This window comes from Microcoleus sp. A003_D6 (assembly GCF_036702825.1).
GTDB lineage: Bacteria > Cyanobacteriota > Cyanobacteriia > Cyanobacteriales > Microcoleaceae > Microcoleus.
In genome coordinates this window covers 1-10,525 of record NZ_JAUBWA010000086.1, presented here as the reverse complement: position 1 = coordinate 10,525, position 10,525 = coordinate 1, and the positions used below count along the sequence as shown (strand labels likewise).

Annotated in this window: 11 protein-coding genes; 7 read left to right on the top strand and 4 right to left on the bottom strand. The window is 46.9% G+C overall.

Annotated features, from left to right (window positions below; genetic code table 11):
* Positions 1 to 3: 3 nt before the first annotated feature.
* Positions 4 to 867 carry a sulfite exporter TauE/SafE family protein gene (locus QUB70_RS21860; RefSeq protein ID WP_332983403.1) on the bottom strand — a complete coding sequence of 288 codons (864 nt, stop codon included), beginning with the start codon at positions 865 to 867 and terminating at the stop codon, positions 4 to 6.
* A 105-nt stretch (positions 868 to 972) separates the two neighbouring features.
* Positions 973 to 1,818, bottom strand: coding sequence for a pentapeptide repeat-containing protein (locus tag QUB70_RS21855; RefSeq protein ID WP_332983422.1), 846 nt, complete (start codon positions 1,816 to 1,818; stop codon positions 973 to 975).
* A gap of 454 nt (positions 1,819 to 2,272) precedes the next feature.
* Here QUB70_RS21855 and ilvD point away from each other — a divergent pair, with 454 nt between their 5' ends.
* From ilvD to QUB70_RS21835, 4 genes are all read left to right on the top strand, one after another.
* Positions 2,273 to 3,958, top strand: coding sequence for a dihydroxy-acid dehydratase (gene ilvD, locus QUB70_RS21850; protein ID WP_332983402.1), 1,686 nt, complete (start codon positions 2,273 to 2,275; stop codon positions 3,956 to 3,958).
* A 154-nt stretch (positions 3,959 to 4,112) separates the two neighbouring features.
* Positions 4,113 to 4,403 (top strand): hypothetical protein, encoded by a 291-nt coding sequence (locus QUB70_RS21845; RefSeq protein WP_332983401.1) that lies wholly within the window; start codon positions 4,113 to 4,115, stop codon positions 4,401 to 4,403.
* Positions 4,404 to 4,522: 119 nt separating this feature from the next.
* A complete protein-coding gene (locus QUB70_RS21840; protein ID WP_332983400.1) occupies positions 4,523 to 4,792 on the top strand; it encodes a hypothetical protein in 270 nt (89 codons plus the stop codon).
* A 119-nt stretch (positions 4,793 to 4,911) separates the two neighbouring features.
* Positions 4,912 to 5,202, top strand: a complete 291-nt coding sequence (locus QUB70_RS21835; protein ID WP_332983399.1) for a hypothetical protein — start codon at positions 4,912 to 4,914, stop codon at positions 5,200 to 5,202.
* A gap of 210 nt (positions 5,203 to 5,412) precedes the next feature.
* Here QUB70_RS21835 and QUB70_RS21830 read toward each other — a convergent pair whose 3' ends face one another.
* Positions 5,413 to 5,943 carry a hypothetical protein gene (locus QUB70_RS21830; RefSeq protein ID WP_332983398.1) on the bottom strand — a complete coding sequence of 177 codons (531 nt, stop codon included), beginning with the start codon at positions 5,941 to 5,943 and terminating at the stop codon, positions 5,413 to 5,415.
* 96 nt (positions 5,944 to 6,039) lie between these two features.
* On the opposite strand from QUB70_RS21830, the gene QUB70_RS21825 reads away from it, so the two are divergent.
* Both QUB70_RS21825 and QUB70_RS21820 read left to right on the top strand, forming a co-directional pair.
* On the top strand, positions 6,040 to 7,683 hold the full coding sequence (locus QUB70_RS21825) for a YcjF family protein (protein ID WP_332983397.1): 1,644 nt from the start codon (positions 6,040 to 6,042) through the stop codon (positions 7,681 to 7,683).
* A 233-nt stretch (positions 7,684 to 7,916) separates the two neighbouring features.
* On the top strand, positions 7,917 to 8,846 hold the full coding sequence (locus tag QUB70_RS21820) for a phosphoribulokinase (protein ID WP_332983395.1): 930 nt from the start codon (positions 7,917 to 7,919) through the stop codon (positions 8,844 to 8,846).
* A gap of 248 nt (positions 8,847 to 9,094) precedes the next feature.
* Here QUB70_RS21820 and QUB70_RS21815 read toward each other — a convergent pair whose 3' ends face one another.
* A complete protein-coding gene (locus QUB70_RS21815; RefSeq protein ID WP_332983394.1) occupies positions 9,095 to 9,283 on the bottom strand; it encodes a hypothetical protein in 189 nt (62 codons plus the stop codon).
* Between the two features lie 110 nt (positions 9,284 to 9,393).
* Between QUB70_RS21815 and QUB70_RS21810 the strand changes: the two genes are divergently transcribed.
* Positions 9,394 to 10,374 (top strand): ABC transporter ATP-binding protein, encoded by a 981-nt coding sequence (locus tag QUB70_RS21810; protein WP_332983421.1) that lies wholly within the window; start codon positions 9,394 to 9,396, stop codon positions 10,372 to 10,374.
* Positions 10,375 to 10,525 lie beyond the last annotated feature (151 nt).

Below are 10,525 nucleotides of genomic sequence, written 5' to 3'. Positions count from 1 at the left end.
CAATTACCCGTTACTAAATTTTTGCCAAGCTTGCCAGAAAACATAAATCGATAAGATTGCCAAGAGCGATCGAAAAGCTAAACTAATAGTGCGATCGGGCAATCTCGGCAAAAACCGCGTACTCACCTGCACGCCCAACAAACCGCCGCCGCCCAGAATCAACCCCACAACCCACAAAACATTCCCGCGCGCCGCGTGTCCCGCCGTCGCGGAAATTGCCGTAATGACGATGACGCCCAAGCTCGTTTGAATTGCGGTTTTAATGCTTTCTCCTAACAGCAAGATTTGCAGGGGAACCATAATCACGCCGCCGCCTACGCCAAACAAACCCGCTAATAAACCCGCGGCACTGCCGGTAGCAATTTTAGCAAAAGTCGGATTGAATAAAATATTTGAATTTTGTGGTAATTGGTAATTAGTAATTGGTAATTGAGCATTTTCTCCTTGTCCCGCTTGTCCTCCCAGTTCCCCTTGTTCTGCTTCCGCTTTCTTCTTAGCTGTCAGGCGCTTGCGAACTTCAATTAAATAAACATTCAGCCACAGCAACAGCCCAAAAGTAAGTAACAGCAAGTAAGGCGGAAATATCCCCGCCAAATAAGCACCGATTTGTGCTGTAATGACGGCGGGAAATCCTATGCCTGCGACTTGACTCAAGCTGAGGTAGCCCATGCGCCAATTCTGGATGCTGCCAGAAATAGCTGTAATAACGATCGACAAACCGCTAGTAGCAACCGCTTGCACCGGAGCGTAATTGAGAGCCACCAACAAAGGCACGAGCACCGTACCGCCGCCGATACCCAAAAATCCAGCTAGAATTCCGGCAAAAATTCCGGCCGCACCCAGAATCAATAATTCACTGAGAGTCATTAGTTAGTAGTCATTAGTTATTGGTTATTTGTTAACAGTCAAAAGTCAACAGTCAACAGTCAACAGTCAACAGTTAACAGTCAACAGTTAACAGTTAACAGTCAACTATTGAGAATCATTAGTCGTGCCGTCGGGCATAATTGCCCGCCTCAAATCTGCATCGCGGAAGTTAGTTCGATTGAGATTAGCGTCAATCAAAACCGCTTCCACCAAAATAGCCCCGCTAAAATTAGACCAGCACAGCTTTGCCCGGTACAAATTAGCACCGCTCAAATTAGCTCTTGCCAGCGTTGACCAACTCACATTAGCAACTCTCAAATTAGCATTGCTCAGATTAGCATTGCTCAGATTAGCTCCAACCATCGTTACTTGGCGCAAGTCTGCACCAGTCAGGTTGGCCCCGCTCAGCATCGCCCCGCTGAGAATTGCCTGAGTCAGGTTAGCTCTTTCTAAAAGCGAGTCGCTGAGAATGGCATTTGTCAGGTTTACCGCTTTGAGAGTTGACCAACTCAAATTTGCTTTCATCAAATTAACGCGAATCATGCTAGCGTCCGTTAAGTTGGCCGCAAACAAATTAGCTTCGGTCAAATTAGCTTCGGTCAAATTAGCTTCGGTCAAATTAGCCTTGGTCATGTTGACTTCTCTGGCCATTGAGCCTCGGAGGTTGGCTCCCACCAAGTTAGCCCCGCACAGATTGGCGCGGCTCAAATCGGTACCGATGAGATTTGCTTCGCTGAGGTTGGCTTCCGTCATCTCCACCCCTACCAATTTCACCTCGCGCAAGTTCGCTCCTGTCAGGTTAGCGCCTTTGAGGTTTGCGTCTTGGAAATTCGCTCTGGTAAAATTAGCCTCGCTGAGGTTTACCCCTTGTAAGTCGGCCCCGGTGAGGTTAATCTCTCGAAAATTTCTTTCTCCGGCCGCATATTGCCTCAGAATTCGATCGGCCTCCATGTCATTCGCCTCGCAATTATTTTTAAACGTTAGAGTGATGGGTGTTACCACATCATCCCAGATAACCACGGTATTCACCCTGCACGCTGTAGCATCTGTAGAATCTTTGCATTGCTTTCGGGGCACTGCGGTGCCACTGCCTGTTAAAAGGTCTGACAAATATCAAAGCTTCTGAGAAAATCAACAATAGGGTAAAACTCTCGGCGCTCGCCACTGAGTCAGTCGATTTTAGATTTTAGATTTTAGATTTGCTCCACAGATTCATCTGGGAGCCGGAACTTTGGTCTAAAATTATGGGCTCACCACGACGATTATCGGAAACTTGTATTCGTTTTTGGGCGAGCTGGCAGTTGACAACTGACAACTGTCAACCGTCAACTGTCAACTGTCAACCGTCAACTGTCAACCGTCAACTGTCAACTGTCAACTGTCAACAGACAAAGGAAGTTTGAGAATGCCTGAAAATTTGAGAAGCCAAGCTGTGACTGGAGGCGTACAGCGCGCGCCCAACCGAGCAATGCTGCGGGCAGTCGGTTTTGGCGACGGCGATTTCACTAAGCCGATTGTGGGGATTGCCAACGGGTACAGCACGATTACGCCCTGCAATATGGGATTGAACGACCTCGCTTTGCGGGCTATTGCGGGTGCAACGGAAGCCGGCGCGAAGCCGCAGATGTTCGGTACGATTACGATCAGCGACGGGATCTCGATGGGAACTGAAGGGATGAAATATTCTCTGGTGTCGAGAGATGTGATTGCTGATTCCATCGAAACTGTTTGCAACGGCCAAAGTATGGACGGTGTGCTCGCTGTCGGCGGTTGCGATAAAAATATGCCGGGGGCGATGATTGCGATCGCCCGCATGAATATTCCTGCTATTTTTGTCTACGGCGGCACGATCAAACCGGGACACCACAACGGACGGGATTTAACCGTCGTCAGCGTTTTTGAAGCAGTCGGTCAATTCAGCGCCGGCAAAATTGACGAAACAGAACTCGCCGCAGTCGAACAAAAAGCTTGTCCGGGTGCTGGTGCTTGCGGCGGAATGTACACTGCAAATACCATGTCCAGCGCCTTTGAAGCAATGGGCATGAGTTTGCCTTATTCTTCGACAATGGCTGCTGAGGATGCCGAAAAAGCTGACAGCGCTGCCGAATCTGCAAAAGTTGTGGTGGAAGCAATCCGCAAACAGTTGTTACCGAGCCAAATTTTGACACGCAAAGCCTTTGAAAATGCGATCGCGGTAATTATGGCAATCGGCGGTTCAACCAATGCTGTGCTGCATTTATTAGCCATTTCAAATGCGATCGGAGTTGAACTGTCCCTCGACGATTTTGAAAATATTAGAGCGAAAGTGCCGGTGCTGTGCGACCTCAAACCCAGCGGCAAATATGTAGCAACCGATTTGCACAAAGCCGGCGGCATTCCTCTAGTAATGAAAATGCTGCTAGAAAAGGGTTTACTGCACGGAGACGCCCTGACAATTACCGGCAAAACTATTGCTGAAGTCTTGGCAGATATTCCAACCGAACCGCGCACCGACCAAGATGTCATCCGCCCTTGGAATAACCCGATGTACGCCCAAGGACATTTAGCAATTCTCAGGGGAAATCTAGCAACAGAAGGAGCAGTTGCTAAAATTACAGGGGTTAAAAAACCGCAAATTACCGGCCCGGCGCGGGTATTTGAATCTGAAGAAAATTGTTTGGATGCAATTTTAGCGGGCAAAATTCAAGCTGGAGATGTGATTGTCATCCGCTACGAAGGGCCCAAAGGCGGGCCGGGAATGCGCGAAATGTTAGCACCAACTTCGGCAATTATTGGCGCCGGTTTGGGCGATTCTGTGGGGTTAATTACTGACGGCCGCTTCTCCGGCGGAACTTACGGAATGGTTGTCGGTCACGTTGCACCAGAAGCACAAGTTGGCGGCACAATTGCTCTGGTAAAAGAGGGCGATTCGATTACGATTGATGCTAAAAATCGGTTGTTGCAGCTCAATGTTTCTGATGCAGAATTGGAGCAGCGCAGGGCTCTTTGGCAGCCTCCTAAACCTCGGTATACTAAGGGCGTTTTGGCTAAATATGCTAAGTTGGTTTCTTCTAGCAGTGTCGGTGCTGTGACTGATTTGGGTTTGGGTTGATAACTGTTGGTTGTTGGCGGTTGACTGTTGACTGTTTTAGAGCAGTTGAATTGGGTAGTAAAGAGGGCTTTTGTGTATTGTGCGATCGCCCTCTTTGCTCGCTCACCCTACAAATTGCTAAAATAGTGGCTCTATAGTACCGATTCACAACCCTATGAATGAATCCAACGATCTCCCTAATCGTGTCGATCGCCTGGAAAATGATGCGATCGATCTTAAAGTAGCTGTTAGTGCTTTAATTTCGACAACCGAGATTCATCAACGCAATATTGAAACCATGAACCGCAATATTGAAGCACATCAGCGGAATATCGATGCGATGCTTCAACTCATGACTCAAAGCCTTCAACGGATGGAGGTGATGGAATTAGATATTCGAGGTCTCCAGACGGAAAATCGGCGCATTCTAGATGTATTGCAGCAGCGCAACACTGACGATGCGTGAAGTTTTGCATTAGGGTACTTCAGCAAATGGCGATTTTGTATATTGTGCGATCGCCCTCTTTGCTCGCTCACCCTACAAATTGCTAAAATATTCGGTGTATCGTACCGTTTAAAAAAACCATGAATGAATCCAACGATCTCCCCAATCGTGTCGATCGCCTGGAAAATGATGCGATCGATCTTAAAGTAGCTGTTAGTGCTTTAATTTCGACAACCGAGATTCATCAACGCAATATTGAAGCTAATCAGCGGAATATCGATGCGATGCTTCAACTCATGACTCAGAGCCTTCAGCGGATGGAGGTGGTGGAATTAGATATTCGAGGTCTCCAGACGGAAAATCGGCGAATTCTGGATATATTGCAGCACCGAAACACTGACGATGCGTGAAGTTTTGCATTAGGGTACTTCAGCAAATGGCGATTTTGTGTATTGTGCGCTCCCTCTCTTTGCTCGCTCACCCTATAAATTGCTAAAATAGTGGCTCTATAGTATTAATTCAAAAGCCTATGAGTGAATCTAGCAATATCCCCAATCGTGTCGATCGCCTAGAAAATGATGCGATCGATCTTAAAGTAGCTGTTAGTGCTTTAATTTCCACCACCGAAGTACACCAGCGCAATATTGAAATCATGAACCGCAATATTGAAATTAATCAGCGCAATATTGATGCGATGCTTCAACTCATGACTCAAAGCCTTCAGCGGATGGAGGTGGTGGAATTAGATATTCGAGGTCTCCAGACGGAAAATCGGCGCATTCTGGATATATTGCAGCAGCGCAACACAGACGATGCGTGAAGTTTGGCAGGGGCGGGTTTAGGAGATGATTTGTTTGAGGCATAAATTAGACCTCTTGCAAAAATAACTAGGACGGGCAAGATGCCCATCCCACAAGAAAAAATAACTCTTGCGGGATGGGAATCTTGCCCGTCCAATAAATTTATGAAAAGGACTTTTGCAAGAGGTCTATTGTTGGTAAAACCCGCCCTTACGGTGATTTCGGTAGTGCTAACTGCGCTGATTCAAAAAGCGGCTAGCCATCGACATTGCGTCAGTAATATCTACGTCGCCGTCTCCATCTGCATCTAAAAACGCATTCAAAACGGGATTTCCGCCCTGGGCTGGATTTTGGGCGTTGCCGCCGGTTTGCAGCAAATTGAGTACGATTGGCACTAAAACAGGTATCATCGCTTGCACTGTCGCGTTATTCAAACCGGTTCTTTGGGCGATATCGGCTATTATCTGCGTAAGTTGGTCGGCTCCGAACAAACTCTGAACTGCTTCCGGATTGGGATTTGTGCCGCTAAATTGGTTGACAACTTCTTGAGCTTGTGCGTCTCCCGACTGCGATCGCACGTCTTGCAATGCCGATCGCACGTGTCCGCCCAAAACCGACATTGCTAGCTGAGTCGTGCCCGCATCGACGCCCTGGTTGTCGCTCAACTGTTCTACCGCACCGAGAATGTTGCCCAACTGATTGGGACTTGCTTGTTGGTTGGGATTGTCGATCGCGCTCAAAATTTGGTCAAATAGTCCCATAATTTTTGCTCCTTTGTGTGATTGCTAAACTATAGATCAGAAGATTTAAGAAAATGTAAAAATCAAAGCATAACCCTTTTATTGGCCGCTTTCCTCATGCCTTTGCCGCGCCTGTTAACCTTAATTGCTGCTTTCTGCCTCACCCTGGGGCTGATTATCGGGCTGGTGAGTTCCTTAACAGGGCTTTACAGTCAAGTTGCGTGGTCTGCCTCTCCGCTGCTGGCTAATTTGCTGATTTTCCTGATAATTGTACTTTTGGGAACCCTAATTTTTGCGCTGTTTTATTATTTTAGGCTGCTGCAACGCCCTCAGAAAGTTAAGGGAAAACGGGCGATTCAGCCCAAGGTTCCTGTTGTCAAAAGTGAAGCTGCTTCGGAAAATCTCAAAGCAATCAGGCAGCAAGTCGATCGCATTCAAGATGAAGTAGCGCGGCAAGCTTTGCTGTTGAGAGCCCGCGAAATTGAAGCTAGCATGGCTCGCGGCAGCGTTCGAGTAGTTGTTTTCGGTACCGGTTCTGCGGGCAAAACTTCCGCTGTGAATGCGCTGGTGGGGCGGATGGCGGGACAGGTGGGCGCGCCGATGGGAACTACCGAAGTTGGCGAAACTTACACTCTTTCATTGAAAGGAATCGATCGAGAATTAGCAATTACTGATACCCCAGGCATTTTGGAAGCGGGAGTAGCGGGAACTTACAGAGAGGAATTGGCGAGACAGTTGGCGGCGAGGGCAGATTTGATCTTATTTGTTTTGGACGGCGATTTGCGCAAATCCGAGTACGAACCGCTGCGGACTTTGGCGGAAATTGGCAAAAGGTCGATCGTGGTTTTTAATAAAGTTGACCTTTATCCCGACAGCGACAAAGATGAAATTCTCGCTAGACTCCGGGAACGAGTTAAGGGTTTTGTATCAGCAATGGATGTAGTAGCCATTAGCGCCAATCCGCAAAAAGTTGTACTAGAAGACGGCACAATTTTTCATCCCGACCCGGATATTATGCCATTAATTCGGCGCGTCGCTGCCATTTTGCGAGCCGAAGGCGAAGACTTAATTGCGGATAATATTTTGCTGCAATCTCAGCACTTGGGAGACCAAGCGCGCAAGTTAATTGACGCTCAAAGGAGGCGACAAGCTGATAAAGCAGTAGAGCGATTTCAGTGGATCGGAGCCGGAGTAATTGCCGTAACGCCTTTGCCAGTTGTGGATTTGTTAGCGACAGCAGCAGTTAACGCTCAAATGGTAGTAGAAATTGCCAAGATTTACGGCTGTGAATTAAATATCGATCGCGCCAAAGAATTGGCATTGTCTCTAGCAAAAACCCTAGCAAGTTTGGGAATAGTTGAAGGTGTAATTCAAATAGTGTCAAGGGCGCTGCAATTAAGTGTAGCTGGGTTTGTACTTGGCAAAGCAATTCAAGCAGTCAGCGCCGCTTATTTAACCAGAATTGCTGGTAAAAGTTTTATTGAATATTTCCGCCACGACCAAGATTGGGGCGACGGCGGTATCGCCGAAGTCGTGCAAAGGCAGTTTCAGTTAAATAGGAAGGACGAGTTTGTGAAAGCATTTGTCAAAGATGCGATCGCCCGCGTTGTCGAACCTCTTAACATCTATCAGCAGGAATCGGAACCCGAATTAGAAATGTCAGCAGAATTGGAAGCAGAAATAGAACCAGAACCACTGTATCAGTCGCAGCCATACGAAGATTGGGAAACTTACAGCAACAAACGAAAGGATGACTGGTAATGGGGCCTTGGGAATTGGACAAACAGGGAATTGAGAATTGGGTAATTACGATCGTTCAATGAGATGTTCCCTGAGTATGCTTTGTTGAATTTTATTAAGAAATTTTACAATAATTTTACACATGGGGGAGACTCCGGGGGGATCGAGTCAAACCGAGCGATCGGATCGAACACAATTTTGATAAAATTTAAGATTGACAACAAAATTTTCTATTGTGCGTCCGGGTAAAAACAATGAGCGATCGACCAATTATTCTCGGTATTGTCGGAGACAGCGCAGCGGGAAAAACCACTCTCACGCGGGGAATTGCCCAAGTATTGGGCCCAGAAAATGTCACTGTGATTTGCACTGACGACTATCACCGCTACGACAGAAAGCAGCGGACCGAAATCGGGCTGACAGCATTGCATCCCGACTGCAATTACCTCGACATCATGCAGCAGCACCTCAGCCTGCTACGCACCGGACAAGCAATTCTCAAACCCATCTACAACCACACCACAGGTACATTCGACCCGCCGGAATACATCAAGCCCAGCAAATTTGTAATAGTTGAAGGTTTGCTGGGTTACGCAACCCGAACAATCCGCGATTCTTACGACGTAAAAGTGTATCTGGCTCCCCCAGAAGAGTTGCGAACTCAGTGGAAAGTTAAGCGCGATGTCATGAAGCGCGGTTATACTGAAGAACAGGTGCTTGCCGAAATACAAAAACGGGAATCGGACTCTGAAGACTTCATTCGTCCTCAGCGCAAATCTGCCGACGTTGTAGTTAGTTTTTACCCGCCCGAAGCGGACAAGGAATCCAATTTGAGCGTCCGTTTAGTGCTCAGGCCGACAATTCCTCACCCTGATTTTACTGAGATTTTAGGTCGAGGCAGCGAGAGTTTTAGACCTGCAATTCGCTTGGGGCTCGATCGGGATATGGGCAAACCGGTTGACGTTTTGGAAGTAGACTCCCACGCTACCAGCGAGCAAGTAAACGAACTGGAAAAGATGTTGTGCAGCGAGTTGCCGCACCTGCGGGGATTTTGCTCCGCCCAAGGCAACCCGGAAATTGGCAAACTGATCGGCACAACTGGCGAAGTTTTGCAAAGTTACCCGCTAGCTTTGACGCAGTTGCTAGTTGCATATCACATGATGAAAGCAATTCACGTGTATTAGTTAGTTGTTAGTTGGCAGTTGGCAGTTGTTAGTTGGCAGTTCGCAGTTGGCAGTTCGCAGTTGTTAGTTGGCAGTTGTTGGTTGTTAGTTGTTATTGCAATAATTAATAACTAATAACCAATAGACCTCTTGCAAAAATAACTAGGACGGGCAAGATGCCCATCCCACAAATTTTTTTTTCTTGTGGAATGGGCCGGAGAGCCCGTTCCAGAATTTGATTAAAAGGATTTTTGCAAGAGGTCTAATAACTAATGTACTCGCAAAGTCGGGTTGGCAGTGCCTAATTGCTGAATTGGCAGCGAGACTGGCAACTGACTTTGAGGTGCGGGCAGCATTTCCCCTCGGAAGTCGAGGATGGTGACGAGCAGCAGATAGGCAACTGCTAAAATTATAGAAATCACCCCTGTGATAATAGCAATAATTTTTGAACGATCCATATTCAGAAAATTTTCAGTGCAGCTAATATTAGTTTAACATTAAAAAAATCAATTATTACTTAACTTATGAAATAGAATATAATCAGGTGCTAGTTATTTCTCTGACAAAAATGGAACCTCTTGTAGATGCGCCCAATCCCACCGAGATGCCCGGATCTACCCCAGTAGTGGAAACATTTAATCTGGGGAAGTTCTACCGTACTGGCTTTTGGATGAACCAAAAGATTGAATCGCTCAAAAGTTGCACTCTAAGTGTCTTTGAGGGGGAAACTTTCGGGCTGTTAGGGCAAAATGGAGCGGGAAAAACTACGCTGCTGAAAACTTTGCTGGGTATAGTGCAGCCGACTTCCGGGAGGGCGCTGCTGTTGGGGAGGCCTTTGGGCGATCGCACAGTGAAGCAGCGAGTCGGCTATTTGCCAGAAAATCCCTATTTTTACGATTATCTCACGGGCTGGGAATTCTTGCAATTTGCGGCGGGGTTATTTCAAATTCCTCCCTCGATTCAGCGGCAGCGAATTCCGCATTTGCTAGACTTAGTTGGGCTAGCTCAATCGGCAGCAATTAAAAAACAGTTGCGCCAGTATTCCAAGGGAATGCTGCAACGGATCGGCATGGCTCAAGCTTTGATTAACAATCCAGATGTGGTATTTTTAGATGAACCGATGTCGGGTTTAGATCCGATGGGACGCTATCAGATGCGGGAGATAATTTTATCGCTGAAAAATCAAGGAAAAACAATTTTTTTTAATTCGCATATATTGTCTGATGTGGAGAAGATTTGCGATCGCGTGGCAATTTTAGCGAAGGGTGAGTTAATCTGCATTGGTGCGATCGACCAACTTTTGGGTAATACTGAAACTTACCGGGTTGAAGGTAGGGGCGGCCATTTGAATATCCTGCAAAAATGGATACCGGATATGGAAGTTGATAATGATTTGTGGTACGGTCATTTGCAGGGCAGTCCGAAGGAGTTTCTTTCTAGTCTGAGCGCTACGGGAGGGCAGCTAATTGGGATGAATTTAGCTAAACCTACTTTGGAAGAGTTTTTTATGCAGCAACTGGAAGAAAGAGGGATTTATTCTAGTAGTTGAAGTCCATGAAATCGGCGGTTGAAACCCGGCGGTTTAGGGCTAGTCATTACAAACATCAAACGACGGGGTTGTAAAATAGACCTCTTGCAAAAGTCCTTTTAATCAAATTTTGGAACGGGCTCTCCGGCCCGTTCCACAAGGAAAAATGTTT

Coding starts and splice junctions, on each gene's coding strand:
- QUB70_RS21860 (WP_332983403.1), bottom strand. CDS start 867: ATGACTCTCAGTGAATTATTGATTCTGGGTGCGGCCGGAATTTTTGCC.
- QUB70_RS21855 (WP_332983422.1), bottom strand. CDS start 1,818: ATGGAGGCCGATCGAATTCTGAGGCAATATGCGGCCGGAGAAAGAAAT.
- ilvD (WP_332983402.1), top strand. CDS start 2,273: ATGCCTGAAAATTTGAGAAGCCAAGCTGTGACTGGAGGCGTACAGCGC.
- QUB70_RS21845 (WP_332983401.1), top strand. CDS start 4,113: ATGAATGAATCCAACGATCTCCCTAATCGTGTCGATCGCCTGGAAAAT.
- QUB70_RS21840 (WP_332983400.1), top strand. CDS start 4,523: ATGAATGAATCCAACGATCTCCCCAATCGTGTCGATCGCCTGGAAAAT.
- QUB70_RS21835 (WP_332983399.1), top strand. CDS start 4,912: ATGAGTGAATCTAGCAATATCCCCAATCGTGTCGATCGCCTAGAAAAT.
- QUB70_RS21830 (WP_332983398.1), bottom strand. CDS start 5,943: ATGGGACTATTTGACCAAATTTTGAGCGCGATCGACAATCCCAACCAA.
- QUB70_RS21825 (WP_332983397.1), top strand. CDS start 6,040: ATGCCTTTGCCGCGCCTGTTAACCTTAATTGCTGCTTTCTGCCTCACC.
- QUB70_RS21820 (WP_332983395.1), top strand. CDS start 7,917: ATGAGCGATCGACCAATTATTCTCGGTATTGTCGGAGACAGCGCAGCG.
- QUB70_RS21815 (WP_332983394.1), bottom strand. CDS start 9,283: ATGGATCGTTCAAAAATTATTGCTATTATCACAGGGGTGATTTCTATA.
- QUB70_RS21810 (WP_332983421.1), top strand. CDS start 9,394: ATGGAACCTCTTGTAGATGCGCCCAATCCCACCGAGATGCCCGGATCT.